The sequence below is a fragment of the Snodgrassella alvi genome (assembly GCF_002777425.1).
In the GTDB taxonomy this organism is placed as follows: Bacteria; Pseudomonadota; Gammaproteobacteria; order Burkholderiales; family Neisseriaceae; genus Snodgrassella; species Snodgrassella alvi_B.
Window position 1 is genome coordinate 63072 of the sequence record NZ_MDVC01000057.1, and the last position, 16590, is coordinate 79661.

The 16590-nt window shown below is 44.4% G+C and carries 20 protein-coding genes; all 20 read right to left on the minus strand.

Annotation, left to right across the window (positions count from 1 at the left end):
- Positions 1-41: 41 nt before the first annotated feature.
- The 20 genes from BGI33_RS05535 to BGI33_RS05635 all read right to left on the minus strand — a co-directional run bounded on the left by BGI33_RS05535 (position 42) and on the right by BGI33_RS05635 (position 16244).
- Positions 42-224, minus strand: coding sequence for a TetR family transcriptional regulator (locus BGI33_RS05535; protein WP_100090297.1), 183 nt, complete (start codon positions 222-224; stop codon positions 42-44).
- Between the two features lie 44 nt (positions 225-268).
- Positions 269-646 (minus strand): hypothetical protein, encoded by a 378-nt coding sequence (locus BGI33_RS05540; RefSeq protein WP_100090298.1) that lies wholly within the window; start codon positions 644-646, stop codon positions 269-271.
- Positions 646-1032: a phage tail protein gene (locus tag BGI33_RS05545; RefSeq protein ID WP_093090215.1), complete on the minus strand. Its 387-nt coding sequence runs from the start codon at positions 1030-1032 to the stop codon at positions 646-648. The genes BGI33_RS05540 and BGI33_RS05545 overlap by 1 nt, the downstream gene beginning before the upstream one ends.
- A 59-nt stretch (positions 1033-1091) precedes the next feature.
- Positions 1092-2516 carry a phage tail sheath subtilisin-like domain-containing protein gene (locus tag BGI33_RS05550; protein WP_180297021.1) on the minus strand — a complete coding sequence of 475 codons (1425 nt, stop codon included), beginning with the start codon at positions 2514-2516 and terminating at the stop codon, positions 1092-1094.
- 204 nt (positions 2517-2720) lie between these two features.
- The gene (locus BGI33_RS05560) at positions 2721-3320 is read right to left on the minus strand and encodes a phage protein Gp37 (RefSeq protein ID WP_100090301.1); all 600 of its coding nucleotides are present in this window, start codon (positions 3318-3320) and stop codon (positions 2721-2723) included.
- 528 nt (positions 3321-3848) lie between these two features.
- Positions 3849-4442 carry a tail fiber assembly protein gene (locus BGI33_RS05565; protein ID WP_100090302.1) on the minus strand — a complete coding sequence of 198 codons (594 nt, stop codon included), beginning with the start codon at positions 4440-4442 and terminating at the stop codon, positions 3849-3851.
- A 9-nt stretch (positions 4443-4451) separates the two neighbouring features.
- Positions 4452-5564 carry a phage tail protein gene (locus BGI33_RS05570; protein ID WP_218965141.1) on the minus strand — a complete coding sequence of 371 codons (1113 nt, stop codon included), beginning with the start codon at positions 5562-5564 and terminating at the stop codon, positions 4452-4454.
- Positions 5564-6142, minus strand: coding sequence for a phage tail protein (locus tag BGI33_RS05575; protein ID WP_100090303.1), 579 nt, complete (start codon positions 6140-6142; stop codon positions 5564-5566). The genes BGI33_RS05570 and BGI33_RS05575 overlap by 1 nt, the downstream gene beginning before the upstream one ends.
- Positions 6135-7280 (minus strand): baseplate assembly protein, encoded by a 1146-nt coding sequence (locus BGI33_RS05580; protein ID WP_100090304.1) that lies wholly within the window; start codon positions 7278-7280, stop codon positions 6135-6137. The genes BGI33_RS05575 and BGI33_RS05580 overlap by 8 nt, the downstream gene beginning before the upstream one ends.
- The gene (locus BGI33_RS05585; RefSeq protein ID WP_100090305.1) at positions 7277-7648 is read right to left on the minus strand and encodes a GPW/gp25 family protein; all 372 of its coding nucleotides are present in this window, start codon (positions 7646-7648) and stop codon (positions 7277-7279) included. The genes BGI33_RS05580 and BGI33_RS05585 overlap by 4 nt, the downstream gene beginning before the upstream one ends.
- An 80-nt stretch (positions 7649-7728) precedes the next feature.
- Positions 7729-8358, minus strand: a complete 630-nt coding sequence (locus BGI33_RS05590) for a phage baseplate assembly protein V (RefSeq protein ID WP_100090306.1) — start codon at positions 8356-8358, stop codon at positions 7729-7731.
- Complete coding sequence (locus tag BGI33_RS05595; protein ID WP_100090307.1) at positions 8342-9442, minus strand: phage late control D family protein; 1101 nt, start codon at positions 9440-9442, stop codon at positions 8342-8344. The genes BGI33_RS05590 and BGI33_RS05595 overlap by 17 nt, the downstream gene beginning before the upstream one ends.
- Entirely contained in the window at positions 9430-9651 is a 222-nt protein-coding gene (locus BGI33_RS05600; protein ID WP_100090308.1) for a tail protein X, read from the minus strand. The genes BGI33_RS05595 and BGI33_RS05600 overlap by 13 nt, the downstream gene beginning before the upstream one ends.
- Before the next feature lie 2 nt (positions 9652-9653).
- Positions 9654-10550 (minus strand): phage tail protein, encoded by an 897-nt coding sequence (locus BGI33_RS05605; RefSeq protein ID WP_100090309.1) that lies wholly within the window; start codon positions 10548-10550, stop codon positions 9654-9656.
- Positions 10550-13096 (minus strand): phage tail tape measure protein, encoded by a 2547-nt coding sequence (locus BGI33_RS05610; protein ID WP_100090310.1) that lies wholly within the window; start codon positions 13094-13096, stop codon positions 10550-10552. Before BGI33_RS05610 ends, BGI33_RS05605 begins: the two co-directional genes overlap by 1 nt.
- A gap of 143 nt (positions 13097-13239) precedes the next feature.
- Positions 13240-13446, minus strand: a complete 207-nt coding sequence (locus BGI33_RS05615; RefSeq protein WP_100090311.1) for a GpE family phage tail protein — start codon at positions 13444-13446, stop codon at positions 13240-13242.
- On the minus strand, positions 13388-13690 hold the full coding sequence (locus BGI33_RS05620; RefSeq protein WP_100090312.1) for a phage tail assembly protein: 303 nt from the start codon (positions 13688-13690) through the stop codon (positions 13388-13390). Before BGI33_RS05620 ends, BGI33_RS05615 begins: the two co-directional genes overlap by 59 nt.
- Positions 13691-13800: 110 nt before the next feature.
- Entirely contained in the window at positions 13801-14316 is a 516-nt protein-coding gene (locus BGI33_RS05625; protein ID WP_093090178.1) for a phage major tail tube protein, read from the minus strand.
- Positions 14317-14325: 9 nt separating this feature from the next.
- A complete protein-coding gene (locus BGI33_RS05630; RefSeq protein ID WP_100090313.1) occupies positions 14326-15729 on the minus strand; it encodes a phage tail sheath family protein in 1404 nt (467 codons plus the stop codon).
- An 8-nt stretch (positions 15730-15737) separates the two neighbouring features.
- The gene (locus tag BGI33_RS05635; RefSeq protein ID WP_180297019.1) at positions 15738-16244 is read right to left on the minus strand and encodes a Gp37 family protein; all 507 of its coding nucleotides are present in this window, start codon (positions 16242-16244) and stop codon (positions 15738-15740) included.
- Between the last annotated feature and the right edge of the window lie 346 nt (positions 16245-16590).

Sequence of the window (16590 nt, forward strand, 5' to 3'; positions counted from 1 at the left end):
CAGCCCTATGCAAAAAGCCCTGCCATACAGCAGGGCTTTAATCAATCAGGCTGATTAGCTAACAAACTATCTTTAACTGGCTGGAATGGTTTTGGCTTTCTTTGGCGTAAAGAAATAATAACATTATCATCATCATTTTTTATGCCCATACTCTCCAGAACAGTCTCAATCCAGACAGATACTTCAGCATGGCACATCATGCTAACCATAGCCGGCGTAATCATTGATTTAGCCAGCAGAATACATGCCTGTCGATAATTTTTATGAGCTATTGCATAACTACGTTGCTGTCCGCTTCCTCTGATGCCGCTGGGTCTGACTGGCCAGCGGCAATCGATTTTGAACGTAAAGATTCCATACTGGTTAAAATTGACTGATAATCTTCTGAGGCAAGATTGTGCAATAGAAATTCAACGCTCAGATTCTCTGCATCAATACCAGAAACTTCCAATTGTTGTGCCCAATAAGCCAGTGTGGTCAAAATGGCTTTTTTTGCTCCTGATACATCTTCAATCAAACCGGTTTCTTCCAGTACTTCCAGTGCCTTAAGTTCATCTGCCAAAGTCAGCGGCTTAACAGTATAATCAAAATACATCTGGCCATTGTACGCCAGACCATAAACCAGTTTTCCAGTCTCTTTTAACATTATTCTACCACTTTATCCAATGCAAACATTTCAATATCACGACGCGCTTCATTTTCTACACTGTATTCTTCCGAACATTTAGTGCTGGTACAACCTATATAGCTGATACGTGCTTCATCTGCATTACGAGGATAAATAGTAATTTTTGCATTGGTAATGTTGTCCCAGTCAATACCACTTTCATCCAGCGGAATGGCTGCACTGACACTCATTGTGTATTCTGTTACACCATCTGCATAACCACGCACTTTGCCGGACTTGTTCATGGTCTTAACTACTTTACGTCCGGTAGTCACTTCCGGCTTGAAGCTGATAATTTCCACCTCACGACCATTTACTTCCATAATTACCGCGCCGGCATATTTAGCGCCTGTTTTATTTGCCATATTTTTTCCTTTATATAGACAAGGTGTTAACCTTGAAACTAACACCTTATATGATTAATTTATAAGTACAGATCCACACGTGCAGCCAGTACATGTAAGCCATTGACTACATCAGCAGGGATAACCGCATCCAGGCGGTTTGGATCATTTGGATTACGCTGTACAATCAATTTATCTTTATTTTCCAGAACTGCCTCCAGAATTTCTGCATTTTCACACTGATATAATACATCCAGAATTTCTGAGCGTACTCTCAACGGGGTACGTTCTGAAAGCTTCTCACGCGGAAAACGTAAGGCGATACGTTGGTTAACAGCATCGCGTACATAGTCAAGTGTACGAATCGTAGTGATATCCAGCAATGCTGGATCATCTGTACCCGTGGCATTTTTCACATAGGTAGATACGGCACGCATAATCTGCACCCGATTATTCACGATCTGCAAAGGCGTCAGCCCGTTATACAAAGCACTATTAAACTCAGCAAACAGAGGCCAGTTGGCATCAGCCGTTTTCCTCAGCCCTTTTATTTCCAGTGTATTGAGTGGACGAGCCGGATCATTTTCACCAGCAATGACAGCCGCATAACCTGCTGCAATAATGGCGTTGCCTTCCATGGCATTTTTATACCAAGCTATGGTAATACGGCCACTATTGATTTCATTAGCAAAAGTGGTGCCAGTACTGAGTGTACCGCGCCAGCCCATCACCCCGATACAGCCACGCTTTTCAATCGCATTGGATACCAGATCAATATGATCAGATAATTTTCTGGCATTTAAATCATCAGAAAAAGCACTACAGATAATATGGTAATGTTTGCCGGCTACCTGCTCAAGGGCAGCACCGATATCCGGATTTCCATGACCATCCTGAAATGGTTCTATATCCAGTAAAGCTTCCTCTGAGTTGGCACTGTTTCCACTAAAAGATGCCATTAAAGCAATTTCATTACCAATCGAACCCGTATTTCTGGCTGTTAGTATGATTTTATCACCATTAGCATCGGCGCTGGCCAGTGTGCTCGCTTCATTAATAATGTCAACCATTCTCTTCACAACATCAGCAATGGCCTCATCATTACTTACTCGAGTCTGGCAATCAATTCCACCAATGGTTACTGTCAGAACGCCAGAATTATCTGGTAAATATTTAATGGTGACACTTGCCTCAGCAGGAGTACTCTGCCCAGCATCATCAACACCAATTACCGTTAAATCCAGATAGGGGTTATTAATAAATGCCTGTTTTACACAATAATGTGCCCAGGAACCCTGACCAAACAAGTTAGCAGCGTCAGCATCACTAAATAATTGTACTGGGGTCAATGCCGGCTGTTTGCTCTTTGACAATCTAGATGCAATCAGTAACATTTTTTGCGGATTGGCTGGCAAGCCTCTTACTGCAGTACGCGTATTAAATTCAATATACCGACCTGGTACACGAATATCATTGCGCACAGTATCAAACTGAATATTATCAATCATTCCTTTACTCCTGTTTCATTTTTTAAATTTTCCGTTATCATTATCAGGTCACCATCAGCTACCAATCGGCGGTAATACAGACTTGCTGGAACCTTAACCGGGTTAGTTGTTATATAAGAATTAACGCGATTTTCCTTTGGCACGCGTAAACCATCTGCTGCATGAACGATCATCTTCTCTTTCATATACACTGGTTATCAATCAGTTCTGTATACTTTTATTTTTTATATTTAATACTAAAGAATCAAATTGTGCTGGCGCTTCAGAATGCTTGCCGGCAAACAGACTAAATACATAATCCGGATTATTTATATCAGTGGTGTATTCTGGATAATGATCACTTTCAATTCCATAAATATCACACACCGCTTCAAATTCAACCGCGACTATATCCAGATTTTCTGTATTGCTATCAAGTGGAGAGATAAACAGTGGACGAACCGTTTTTGGTTGCAAACCAAAGCTGTTTAATTCTTCATTTAATCTCTGCCCCGCAAGCAGACGTAAAACCGCATAAACCAAATCATTTATATTTGCACTTGGATGAAGCTGTGCATCTGTAATACGATTACATATACACACCACATAAAACCCGGCACTCAGTTCAAAACGTAGCCGTTCTGAACCTTTTGCTTTTATCTGTGCCTGATTAAAGGTTAACAAAATAGCCGGTTTTTTTCTTATTTTGGTTAAAACCTCTTTATTTTCCAGCCCGCCGAAATACAAACTAACCTCATTAACCATCGAGCCCAGCCCTTGTTTCAGGCGTGTGATGATTTCACTTTGGATTTTGTTTAGCACAGCTAATTTATTTACTCCTTTCTATAAATTCAATGTATTTAATTGGCATAAAATACACAAATATGGCTTATCTGTTTCTTAATCCGATTCATACTGTTTAAAACAGATTAATCGGGATAATGGCTTATAATAATTACGCATTTATATAAATTTATCTTTATAAAATAATAATTTTTTCCTGCTTCCCCAGAAATTTCATACAAATAATTAAATCTGGCTGTTGAATATAATGTTGTAACAGATATGAAGCAGGGTGTGCCTATTATCCTGATACTCAGACATACCAAGGCAAGCAACAGATACTTGCCAGAAAATGATGATATATGTCTATTTTTTGTCAGATTTTAAATTGTTCTGGCTTCTTCCCACATTTTAAATACATTGTCCTGCTGAATTTGTAAAATGTTGGTCAGAAAATTCCACCATAACTCGTTTGCCAATGCAAAGCTTTGCGTTTTCAAAAAATTTTTATAAATATTTTGAAAAAATATAGAAATTTTACTATCTAATTCTTCTGTACTAACTTTGTTACTCTTCTGGTTTGCTTGGCATGTTAGAAATTAAACCTTTCTGATACTTTAATAAAGCAGCTCGGTACTTCCTCCAAGCAAGCAACCACTTTTCTGCTTCTTGCCTTTCTTCTTCAGTATCGGAAAAATCAAGCATATCTTGATACGCTGCAATTTTTTCAGCGGCAGTAGATAACAACGTATTAATTATCGCCTTTCGTTCATTATCTATCTGCTGCTGTTTCTGTGCCTCTGCTTCTGGTGACATAACCCATTTATTTTCTTTTTCTGACCAATGATGGAAAGAATCAGGACAAGGGGTAGTTGTTACTGTTTCCGGCAACTCACCCGGTTCGCTGATTTTAATTTCCTGGCCGGTTTCTTTAATATAAACCGTTTCACCACGATGGTCTTCGATATATTGCCATGATTCACCAGTCCATTGCGCGATATAACCGACTTTAAACTTTGGTTCATCCGCCTCAATGCATAATCCTGGTATTAGATAATGACCATTACCTTCTAATGGGTCTAAATCTGCTGTAGTCATACCAACAAAATAGTTGTTTTCGTCAAGTTGGCATACAGGAATTGTGGGAGCATATATTTTCATTTTTAATCCTTAAATTTTGATACAAGCTAATAAATTTACGTTTCGCGGGCGATTTTCATTTGCAGTAGGCACACATAAAGATGCATCAAAACCTATTACTGTCAGGTAATTTGAACTACCTTGATTAGCTGATCCTCCTTGTATATAACATTCAATCGACCTAAATGCCCCTTTATTTCTATCATATATGTTACCTAATGTTTGAACATGTAAAGGTTCAGATTCTCCTGTAATGTTACGGATTGCATCTGCCTGTGTGTCACCAAATATCCGGCCTGAATCAACCCTACGCCCATCATCCCAACCGCGTAAAAACTCTCCACGCAAATCCGGCAAATAAAATGTGGTTTTCCCGTCTCCCGCACCAAATCTAGTGCCAATGGCTGCAAACAGATTGGCGTATAACGTACGGGATACGACTGCACCATTGGCTTTTAACCAGCCTACCGGTGCTTCATCCATGGCAAAATACATAACTGCGCCTGCGGGCGTTGCATTAATATCTTGCGTACCATCAAATGGCACACCATTAATTTTCCGAGGGTTATATAATTTAAAAGCTGATCCTGCATTACCAAAAGTATGCTGATTACCTTTGACATTTACACCCGGTAAATCAATATCTCTGGTTCCATCAAACACTACGCCACCAATTTTGCATGGCCTGAATAATTTAGATGCAGTGGCCGCATTGCCTGATGTACTCTGATTACCGGGCTTATTCACCCCAGGTAAATCAACATCTGCCGAACCATTAAATGCTACACCACCAATTTTGCACGGCTTGAATAACTTAGACGCAGTAGCTGCATTGCCTGATGTATTCTGATTACCGGGCTTGTTCACTCCGGGTAAATCAATATCTGCCGAACCATCAAATGCTACACCGCCCACTTTTCTGGCATCGGTTAGCCTGTCAGCAGTGCGTGCTCTTTTGGCCATCTCCGCATTTGTTGCCGTAGCCGATTTGTCCAGTTTATTGTCTTTTAACCATTTAGTCCGGTTGGCCAGCTGGCGAGTGGGCACATTATCAATCCCATTCTCTCCTCCCAATACCGGATCGGATGTTTCCCATTGATAAATGCCTTCTTCCCAGAACGAAGTTTCTTTTAAATTTGCCATTAAGCAGTTCCTTTGTTAAACGAGCCATCACGCTGTGCCTGTCCATTGTGTTGCAGCGGTACGGCGGTATAGTCCAGACTGGCCAGCACGCAGCGCGCCGGCGCAAAAGCAGCCAGCGTATGCCGTAATAAAGCGGCCTGTTGATTGGTAATCGGTTTATTCAGCAAAATACGGTAATGTGCCCAGTAAGTATTATGTCCATGCACATATAAACCGGAGCGCTGAATATTCCCGTTATGCTGTTGATGATTGAGCCCTTCAATAATAGTGATTTCACCAAAACCAAGACGGCGAACGATTTCTCTTAACGACCAGGGCGTTCCCTTGCTGCGGTGAAGTTCGTATGCTCCTTTTATCAGTTGGCGCTTGGCCTGATCGCTTTCTGCCAGCCAGTAACCATTTACACCGAGAATACAATGACTTTCAGCCAGTAGCTCAAGATGATCAGCTAGGATTAAATTTACCAGCCGTGGCATAAGCTGTGGTGTGCTGATCAGCTCCAGACGCAAGCCCAGTGTGGCCAGTGCCCGCAGGCGCTGATCGCGCTCAATTACTGCTGCATAAGTCAGCTTAGCCATCCACAGCCTCCTCAGCAATGGTGAGGATTAAATCATTGCAATGCGCCCAGGTATCGGCTGCAACTGTAGTCAATTCGAGCTCTGGCGTCGCTACGTTATAGACACCGTCAACCTTTAATAAAGACTGAATCACCAGTGGTACCACATCCACTCCCAGCCGCTGTTCCTGACTGCATTGATATTGCTGCCATGCAGCTTTGGCCGCCGCCAGCACCGCCTGAGCATCAGCACCAACAAACAAAGTTAATGTAGCTGCAACCTGATAATTGAGAATTTTCGGTGCTCGCACCACTACCTGATCACATAACGGGCGTACACGCTCATCAGACAGGGCTGTCTGTGCCTGATGAATCAGCTCCATTGAAGGCAGGCCAGTTTTAGTGAGTATGGTTACTGCCACTACACCACCTAAGGACTTGCCCTCTTTATCAGTATCGTTAGTCACATAAACATCAACAATGTCCTGACTGACCTGACGGGTAAAATACTCATAGGCACCAACTGGACCGGCCACTGAAAACGATTCTGGTGCCAGCAGAATGCGTACCCGATAGGCATCATCACTTTCAATATCCACACCACCACTTGAAGTGGTAATATTGCTAACTTTAACCTCTGCAATATCAGACAGATGGTCTGTTAAAGTATTAATCTGCCCGGCTGACCAGCCATTACCCACCACCCCGGTTGACTGACAGACAGCAACCAGCTCAATGCTGCTATTGGTAGCAGTAAGCAAACCTGCTTCTACAGTGGCAAATATCAGCGAATCTACAGTAACTCTGGTTCCTTTTGGAATCACCACCTGTTCTTTACCGGCCAGTTTGGCCTGAAAACGCAGCGTTGTTTGTGCCGGTTGTGCCTGTAAGCGCGGAGTATGGACATCATCTCCGCATAAATCCAGCATCAGCCCAGTAGCAAAGCGCACATGCTGCTGCCGGTAAGCTTCATTGACCTGTTGCCGGGTTAGTGCCTCGCGATAGGCATAGGTATTAATCAGTAAGCGTTCAATGTGCGCCGGCTGTAATACCTTGCCGGTACGATTCTGGTAATCAGTTATCGTATCGGCCAGAATGGTTGCCAGATCATCTTCAACTATCTTTATATCCGCCCGCGCGAGCTTAGTTAAATCTGTCATTTACGTACCAATCCAATATTTGTTTGATAAATTTCACCTGCCACTTCCTCAGCTATACGCCAGTGGACTGTTATTGTTAACTCAGGTGCCTGACCCGCAAAGCTAACACGCTCTACCACCACACGCTTTTCCCAAGTCTGGATAGCCAGAATCACCTCTCGCGTCACACCGGGAATAAATACATCCTCGGGCGTATCCAGATAATCCAGATGGCTGGAGCCAAAAGTCGGGCGGGTCACATCGGTACCCTTGCGCGTCATCAAAATATTCAAAATACATTGATTAATATCATCAATGCCCGTGACAATATCGCAGCCACATTCCAGTGGTGCTAACTGCCAGTGGCGAGTGCGCGGTGTAATTGTCATAACGCTTTTCCAGTAATAAAAAATCCCTGCCATCAATGACAGGGATGAAAATTGGGTTTGAATAAGCTGTTAGCAGAACATCAGTTTGGTGTACCAGTATTACCACCCGAAGTCAGGTCAGGATGAGTATGACTCTTAAGACTTTTACCATCTGCCACCACATCACCGCCTTTAACCTTAATCGTGCCAGCAATCGATGCGGCAGCACTGCCTCCGCCAGAACCAGCCATACCACCCTGATAGGTTAACTTTCCCTGTACCAGTAAGCTGCCAGTGGCTGTAGTGGATGGCGCATCGAGCGTAATATCACTGGCTTTAACCAATACCGTATCTGCTTGCACCACCACTGTACCGCTGGTCTGAACACAAACCTCGCCACTTTTACGATCATGGCTGATTACCGTACCATTGCTAAACTGTTTCATCCACATATCATTGCTCTGTGCCGGTGCGGTATCACTCTGATTGTACAAAGCACCCAGTACCACCCCACTCTCACCCCGGGCATCTAAGATACATGCCACCAGTTCGCCGATATCCGGCAAAGAATAAAAACAGTTTCTGCCGGCGGCAGCAGTAAGCATGGGCAGCCAGTCTGTATGCATATTCTCCAGTGCCGGAATATTCACTTTAAGCATATGCCTGCCGGCATCAATGGCTTCCACAAGGCCAAACTGTAAAGTTGCCCCAAATTCATACAGTTTCTGCATATTTTCCCCCCGTATCTGCATCATCAGCAATGTATTCAATCATGTTAATTTCCAGAGACGTGGTATAACCAGAACTACGACTTAAATTGTGGCCTGCCTGCTTAATCTGATAATTTCCCGACATTTTGCCATAACCGCTCAAACGGATAATCTGGCCGGCCACCAGCTTCACATTGCCAAACAGCTCCAAACTACCGGTTACCTGACACTGACGCGCATCAGTAAGTGCAGCATCTGCACGTGCAGTGAGCTGTTGTTGCGACTCCCCTTTATTGGCCACAATTTTCAACATATCACCACTTGCGCTCAGCTTGCTCTGCGGCCGTAACGGCTGTCCCTTTCGCTTGACCGTACGCACCTGTTTGGCTTTAGTATCATAACCACAAGCCACTACCTCATCTGGAACACCTTTGAGCTGATCACGAAAACTTGCAGATTCCACATCTTCCGGCAGCAATACCAGCACTGGTTCCTGTGCCGTTAATTCCGTATTGGCAATAAAGGCTAAAGTCTGGTCGACAATTTTAAAAGTATAGCCAAACTGCTTTGCCAGCCGTGCGAGAAATTCCACATCACTTTCCTGATACTGGGTAATACGTTCAATCTCCAGATTGGCAATCGAATTTTTCAGCACCAACTGTAATCGCGCAGCCACCAGTTGCACAATTTTTTCCAGAGTCGTTTTTTCATATGCTCTTGGCTGCAAAGTGCGGCTGGCACGGGTAATCCCCGTGGATAGCGCCTTCAGGGTAATCACATTGGGCTTGAACGCATAATCAATATCGGCAATCTCAAAATTGCCCAGATTCACCATACCAGTAAACTGGTCTCCCAGCGTAAACGACAGCATATCGCCCTGATCCGGATACCAACTACGCAACCATTTGCCATCCGTATCCTCAAACGCTACCGACAGCTCATCCGACTGCTCACCCAGATAATCCGTATAATTGATACTGAGCAGATAAGGCTTGATTGCCAGAGTAATATCTTTCTTTTCGTAGCCTATAGTGAAATCCGGCATCGTCACCGGATGGGTTCGTCCCAAAGCGGATACTCCTGTCAGCAGGCTCAACGCATCCATGGTGGCATATCCTCCTGCGCTGTATGCGTATCCGACTGTATGACTGGAATCAGTACCGTCAGATTGGCAGCAAACTGTTCAGCCAGTGGTAAATGCGGATTAGCAGCAATCAGCCGGTCCAGCATCGTGGCATCACCATAGTATTTATGTGCAATCAAATCCCACCGATCCCCTTCACAGGTCTGGTATTGCAAAACTGAATCAACCATAATCAGGCCTCATCCTTTCTGGCAGCCAGCCATGCCGTTAACGACTGAGCACCGGTAGTTGCATTGCTAATACTGTCCTCTACCATGGATAACAGTTTTTCACTGTTATCCAACCAGTCTCCCCACTCACCACTGTCATAACCACTTTGTATTAAATTCACACATTCTTGCAACTGATGCGCAGCCTGACCGGTATATAACAAAAAATCTGCCGCACCGGACAGCTCACCAAACCATGCACCTACCTCAGGCAAGGTATTCAGCTTGCTTAGCGTCTGGCCGCCAACAGCCAGCGCATCGGCAATCATACCCAGCCAGCCAGAAGTATTATGTTGCACGGTACGCGCACACGTAATCAGGTTCTGAATCTCAGTGACATTCTGCTCAACAGCATGATAAATACGCACTCCAGTCTGTACCGCCGCTGAAACCTTGTTAACTGCCCCTTTAATCGAATCCGGCATAAAAGAAAGTAACGGATTCTGACCTGTCATGATGCCCGGTGTTGGTAACGGATTATTCGGATCACCAACAAACTCAAGCAGCTCAACACTGATTTCACGTGCGGCGGTACGCCCTTGTGCATCCTGAATCAGAGTAGTACTGCTCAACTGCTGAATCACAAACCAGCCAACAAAACGACCCGAACCAAACACCAGCGCCAGAGCCTGCTGTGCTTCCTTGGCCTGAATCAATGCAGTATAGGCACTATCCGGATTACTCAGCTTCCAGTGCAGCAGCATACCAAAACGGATGGTGGTCAAATCATTGCCAGTAGCCTGTAGGCGCGGACGTCCGGCCAACACATCATGTTTGGCAAAGACAGCACCATGCGTTTCTTCATAACTGCTGAAACTATCCAACACTTCAAAGCGAATATCTCCTAGCATTGCATACATCAGTAACTCCTTAACTCTTTTGCCTGCATCATGCGCCGATACATCTGTTCAAATTCGCGCTGACTCAGCGCCAAAGCCTGCTGAATCACTGAACGGTCAGCATTGCCGTTAACCTGAATAGTCGGATTAAAATTAATGGTTACTGCACTGGAATCATGTCCTGCCGAATAGCGATTCTGGGCAAATTCTGCTGCATTAAGCTGCATTTTTTCATTAAGCTGAGCAGTCAACGTACCGGAACGACTTTTGAACTTCTGCTGTAAGCGCTCAGCAACCAGACCGATCGCTGTAACTGGTTTGTCTGCGCCGAGATCAAGCCCCAGATGCATACCTTCCATCAGCGAACCGCCTATGCTTTTAAATACACGGCTAGGTGAATTAATCCCCAATACAGATTTAGCCTTATTAATAATCTTACTGGCGAACTCACCTACTGCATTAACAGCCCTACTGATACCCTCGGTAAAACTTTTAACCAGACTATCAATAATATTGCGTCCAAACTCACTGAATTTTGCAGGTAAATCCTTAAAAAATTTCATTCCTGCTTCAAATTTAGTTTTAACGGTATCCCATAAACCAATAAAAAAAGTCTTAATTGGTTGCCAATACTTATAAATCAGAAAAGCAGCTGCACCAATTGCCAGTGCGACTAAACCTATAGGCGTCATTAAAAAAGCCCGTCCTACGGCTATAATTCCCTGACGCAGCAGATTCAGCACAATACGGCCTTTACCCAATGCACTGAAACCCCTGCCCAGACTGGAAAAAACCGTAAACAAAGGTTTTGCTACTTTGGTAATCTGACCAAATGACTGCACAATTTTCTTAATTGGCGCAATGGCAGTACGCCCAATACTGGAAAACGCCTTTTTCAGTAAACCCAGTGCTGAGCGCCCCTTATTGAACACCGCAAAATTCTTGCCCACACCAGCCAGCCTGCTGCCAAAAGACAACAGCTTCTGGCGCAATGAGCCGGCAGACTTTCCCACTGAGGTAATAGCGGAACGTAAACGCTGAAACACCGAACCACCCTGCTTGAGGTCACGTGCAATCTGAAAACGGGCAAAAATAGTACGTAATAGCGCCAGCGGACCAGTAACCATGGTAATAGCATAACGAACCAACAGCAGCGTCATCCGCAGCCCGGCCAAACCTACACCAAAAGCCACCACAGATTTAATCAGCGCTGGATGCTTCTGAATAAAAGGCAATACCGTATTGAGCAGCACATCTTTGGCTACCTGAGCAAAAGTATTAATATCAGGTGCCAGCGTGGCACCAAAAGCATTGCCTACCTCAATCACTGCATCGTGTAAATTACCCATACTTACAGCAAGCGTATTAGTCTGAAGCTGAGCACGCTGATCCAGAGAAGGCTGATTACCCATTCGAGTTTGCATGGCGGCAAAACCAGCACCACCTTCCTGAGCTGCGGCTGAAGCAATCTGTCCACCACGCTTCCCGAATACCGCATCCATCATATTCAACGCAGCACGGTCACCATATTTGGCTTTAACTTTATTAAAATTCGCTTCCAGCTCACCAACAACCACATGCATATCTTTAAGCGAGCCGTCTTTATTAAACAGACTAAACGCCACACCAGATTTTTGCATCATCTGGCGCATTTCCACACTCATCGCAGCAGTAGCCTGCTGCATGGCTTTTGGCCCCTGTGCCAGCCTGTCCAGAAACTCCCCCATACCATCTGCTGCCGCAGACTTGCCGACACCACCATGTATTGCCATTCCCTCTAGGGCATATATTTTCTGCTGATTCTGTAAACCAGTCAGATGCAGCTTTTGCAAGGGCGAAGCCATAGCAGCTTGGGATTTTTCAATATCCTCCAGACTCATACCCACAGAATGCGCAACTTTCTGCACAGCATCCAGACTAGCAGACAATTCCGTATCTTTCAGCTTATAAGTCTGCATCAACCCCTTGGCTACCGAAATATCCTCAATCTTCTTGCCAAATAACACATTAAAACTGGCAATTGCCTTCATCCCTCCCTGCAGTACCGCATCATCAGACATATTGGCCTGCTTCATACTGGTAGCAAGGTGAGTATAATCATTTTTGTTACCCTGTTGCTCAAGACTTAGCTGCGTAGCATGGGCATTAATCTGATTAAATCTGCCCATGCTGCCATCTTTCTGCATCATAGCCTGTTTCAGCCCGGTTTCCGCTGTTTCCCGTTCCATGTGAATTTTCACCGACTTCTCAACCGGCTTCATCCAGGTTGTAATCGTACTTTTGGTTTTAGCTAATTCCTCACCAATTTTCTTGCGCTGCCCCAGAATTTTGTTATGTCTGTCTACTGCCTCAGTTAGCCTATTCTGAGCACTGATCGCTTTCGCAGTTGCTGCAGACAAATTATCCATAGACTGGATTTTCACCTGCAAACTCTGTACAGACCGCCCCATCTCCTCTATTTTTCTGGTTGCCATACCAATAGCAGAACCAAAGGCTTTAACAGAACGCTGTACCTCACCAAAATCAGAAACAAATCCACTATCCATATCGGCACCAATGTATTTCATCCAATAACTCAAGAGATACTGGAATTCACCAACTTATTATTTATTATTCATATAAATCATTACCGTTAACCCATCCCCGGTTCACAGCTCCTGCTACAAACCAGCGCTGAATTAACGGTACTGTCACAACGGGCAGCAACCGCTTACAGCTTGCTGTATTTAGCCTTAATCTGTCGGTTAGCCTGTTGCTGCCATTGTAAAATTTCATCCAGAGACATCTCATCAATATCTGCCGGAGAAAAACCAAACCACCACGCTAAATCCGCAGCAGCCTGATAGAAACCATCCCAATCAGTGAGTACCCAGACAAAACTGACGCACCAGCGTGTAGTCCTCCCACGACAGTTCATCAAAATCTTCACTTTGCAGGCCTGAAGCCATAGCCAGACACTGTGCTTCCTGCAATACCGCATTATCCGGATACTGCTCAGCAGCACGTTTAAAATCCTTAACCCGTACCCGGCGCAGCGTTAGTTCCGTTACCACACCATTCGGCGTTTGCAGCGGTTCCGTCAGCTTGATAACCTTACCTGTACCCAATTGTTCTTGCAGCTGTTGCGCTTCAGTTTGTGCCATATCTATTCCTTGAATCATCAATAAGCGCCGAAATTCATCCAGCGTAAAAAAAGCATTTCAACTATAAAAAACGCTCACCCCGATAAGCAGAGTGAGCATTTAACAACATCATTACCAATTGAAAATAACTACATACCAATATTCGCGCGCATCTGCGCCAGCATATCCACACCATTTACCCGATACTGATTGGTAAACGCGTTGTAATACAAAACCTCACGGCCGGAAACCGTCTGATGAATTTCCGTAGCCTGAAAAGTACTGGCAAACTCTGCCTTTTCTTTTGGTTTATAAGTACCTAAGGGATTTTTACTGAATGTAGCCATCACCATAACCACCATCGGTACTTCTGCAGCCAGACCGGAAGCATTAAATGCCTGCACATTAGCACGTACCATCAACTGGCACGCCTTAAACGGGTTATAAACCTTAGTGAACACATCCGGATAAAAGCTGTTCCAGGTAATTTCCCCCTCCAGCGCCTCAATACCACTGGGCAACTTCACCGAACCTACCAGCCCTAATCCCTTGGTTTCTGTTTGTCCAACAGAAATATCCGGTAATTTAAACTGACTGGCACGGCCTAACTGACTATTACCATTAACATAAACATTGGCATTATAAATTGCATTAAATTCTGTCATAACTGATTCCTAAGCGGCAGACTGGTTGCTAATCAAATTAGCCAGATAAGTACGGGTCATCACACTGGTATTAGTGATACGTTCTGCTGGCAGTTTAGGCGTATAGTCATACTTGATTGGTACCTGCCCTTTACTGAAAGCATTTGCCAGATCATAGTCATAATCCAGACTCACACTAAAACCAACAATACTCTTGAGCGTACCCAGATAAGTACGTACCGTACCCAGCAGGCTGTCAATCAGCGCATCATCAATAGGCAAATCAATGTACTGTAACTGCGCACGACGAATCGACTCGTCAATCAAATCACCAGTACGCTGAGCGGTTTCAAAATTCTTGATATGCGTTACTGTCGGGAAACAGGCCAGACGGTTACCCCATAAGCGGAAACCAGTGCCATAGCTGTTAAATACCGTAGTAATCCCCTTTTCATTCAAGCGATTGGTTTCCGCCTGCGGATCATCAATCCGTGCTGTCAGCGACACTTCCATACCGGTTACGCCCAAAAGCTCACGATTGGAAATACTGAACCAGTAGCCCTGATTCACATCAGTTTTCATACGCAAACCGGCAGCATGTGTGGCCAGACTTTCCAGCTCGCCGCTGGAACCGGTAACATACGGATAAAATAACTGCGCGCGGTCAGAAGAAGTCTGGAAATTAATATTTCCAAGCGAACCGCGTCCCTGAATCGCCTGCGTCAGCGTAGTACCTTTCGGCGCAGCAATGTAGGCAATTGCTTCCAGTTTGTCTGCCAGCGTTACCATCGCTGCGGCCACAGCTGCATCTGCATCATAATGCGGCACAATCACAATCTTCGCATCCGCACCCAGACGGGTAAAACCTTCAGTAAGCAGTTCCATACCTTTGCGCTTACCCGTTGCCGCTTCATAGCCACCGATAATATCCGCTACCGTTACCTTGCTCGGGTCAAGATAAGTATAAGCAATCGACACATCCGAATGCGGCTGAACAAAAGTCAGCTCACCAGTTTCCTGATTCAGCGTGTAATCAGTGCCTTCAGACAAAGTCTGATTACCTGCCTGCACCGTATAACCAGCCTGTACAGCCGGATGCGCTGTTTTTGCCATCAACGTATCACTGTCGATAACCAGAGCTTCAGAATCAACAACGGTTTTATGTTTGGCCGGATCCAGCACATTGACCACATAAGCCACACCAGACTGATAACGCGTCCAGATATTGGCCGCATCAGGCAAAGTAAAACCGGCTCCAGTCACAGAACCAAACTGACTAAAATCCTTAACTGTCTGACACACCGTCAATTCATTTACTGCGCCAGACATGCCCGTACCGACAATTGCCGTAATCGCCCCGTCTACGGTATAGACCGGACTACTGCCGCCATCAATACGGATTGTTTCAACACCATGCAAATAAGCTGCTGCCATGATGATTTTTACTCCTTCGAAGTTACAGATTGTGAAATAGCTTTGGCCTTAATCTCACCACGAGTTGGTATCGATTTGACCAGATTTTGCTGATTAACCACCGGACGCTGTTCCACCTGAAGCGTCTCAGTGCGAGCGCATAACCGATAGCGCCAAACTCCATCGGCCTCCCCCAGAAAGCGCTCACTCAACAACCGGATTTGCTGGCAATGGTTAGGCTGAAACCCCACCAGAGCCAAGCGTAAAGAATCAAGTAAATCCAGCGCACCCCGTTCGCCACCCAGAGCACGTGCAAAAACGGTAAAACGCAACTGCAAACGCCGCTCTTGCGTAATCAGGTCAGTAGTGCATGGCTTACTGAATTTACTGCGCTGATAACCAATCAGCACTGCACCCAACGGATGAACAAACTGATAATTCTTTAAATTATTTGGCATCAGCTGTACCGAATAATCCGGCAGAGCCTGCTGAATATGTATCAGAATATGGTTCAGAAGAGCCCTTGTTACAGCCATTGACATACCTTTCTTTAATGATCATGCTTCAAAATTTAAGCAATCTTCCCTATTCATCCCGTTCATTTCATTTAAATTGATATAAAAATATTGAATAGTTATGTTCAATGAATAATTATTGAAAGTTAGTTTTATATATATTAAATAAAATTAATCAAAAATCTTAAAATTAAAAAAAGCTACCATAAATTCAAGGCAGCTTGCATATCAACAATAAACTATTGTATTTTAAAACATCTAATTAAATTTCATTCAGCTTTAGATAATAAACAAATATTACGTTCAAACTTATCTTTATTGTTAATATAAAATTCTTGTGTTAAGGGATATCCTCCACCAAAACCAC

What these genes read in the sequence shown, in the direction of transcription:
- BGI33_RS05535 (WP_100090297.1), bottom strand. Translation starts at nt 224, where the DNA reads ATGATTACGCCGGCTATGGTTAGCATGATGTGCCATGCTGAAGTATCT.
- BGI33_RS05540 (WP_100090298.1), bottom strand. Translation starts at nt 646, where the DNA reads ATGTTAAAAGAGACTGGAAAACTGGTTTATGGTCTGGCGTACAATGGC.
- BGI33_RS05545 (WP_093090215.1), bottom strand. Translation starts at nt 1,032, where the DNA reads ATGGCAAATAAAACAGGCGCTAAATATGCCGGCGCGGTAATTATGGAA.
- BGI33_RS05565 (WP_100090302.1), bottom strand. Translation starts at nt 4,442, where the DNA reads ATGAAAATATATGCTCCCACAATTCCTGTATGCCAACTTGACGAAAAC.
- BGI33_RS05570 (WP_218965141.1), bottom strand. Translation starts at nt 5,564, where the DNA reads ATGGCAAATTTAAAAGAAACTTCGTTCTGGGAAGAAGGCATTTATCAA.
- BGI33_RS05575 (WP_100090303.1), bottom strand. Translation starts at nt 6,142, where the DNA reads ATGGCTAAGCTGACTTATGCAGCAGTAATTGAGCGCGATCAGCGCCTG.
- BGI33_RS05580 (WP_100090304.1), bottom strand. Translation starts at nt 7,280, where the DNA reads ATGACAGATTTAACTAAGCTCGCGCGGGCGGATATAAAGATAGTTGAA.
- BGI33_RS05585 (WP_100090305.1), bottom strand. Translation starts at nt 7,648, where the DNA reads ATGACAATTACACCGCGCACTCGCCACTGGCAGTTAGCACCACTGGAA.
- BGI33_RS05590 (WP_100090306.1), bottom strand. Translation starts at nt 8,358, where the DNA reads ATGCAGAAACTGTATGAATTTGGGGCAACTTTACAGTTTGGCCTTGTG.
- BGI33_RS05595 (WP_100090307.1), bottom strand. Translation starts at nt 9,442, where the DNA reads ATGGATGCGTTGAGCCTGCTGACAGGAGTATCCGCTTTGGGACGAACC.
- BGI33_RS05600 (WP_100090308.1), bottom strand. Translation starts at nt 9,651, where the DNA reads ATGGTTGATTCAGTTTTGCAATACCAGACCTGTGAAGGGGATCGGTGG.
- BGI33_RS05605 (WP_100090309.1), bottom strand. Translation starts at nt 10,550, where the DNA reads ATGTATGCAATGCTAGGAGATATTCGCTTTGAAGTGTTGGATAGTTTC.
- BGI33_RS05610 (WP_100090310.1), bottom strand. Translation starts at nt 13,096, where the DNA reads ATGAAATACATTGGTGCCGATATGGATAGTGGATTTGTTTCTGATTTT.
- BGI33_RS05615 (WP_100090311.1), bottom strand. Translation starts at nt 13,446, where the DNA reads ATGAACTGTCGTGGGAGGACTACACGCTGGTGCGTCAGTTTTGTCTGG.
- BGI33_RS05620 (WP_100090312.1), bottom strand. Translation starts at nt 13,690, where the DNA reads ATGATTCAAGGAATAGATATGGCACAAACTGAAGCGCAACAGCTGCAA.
- BGI33_RS05625 (WP_093090178.1), bottom strand. Translation starts at nt 14,316, where the DNA reads ATGACAGAATTTAATGCAATTTATAATGCCAATGTTTATGTTAATGGT.
- BGI33_RS05630 (WP_100090313.1), bottom strand. Translation starts at nt 15,729, where the DNA reads ATGGCAGCAGCTTATTTGCATGGTGTTGAAACAATCCGTATTGATGGC.
- BGI33_RS05635 (WP_180297019.1), bottom strand. Translation starts at nt 16,244, where the DNA reads ATGGCTGTAACAAGGGCTCTTCTGAACCATATTCTGATACATATTCAG.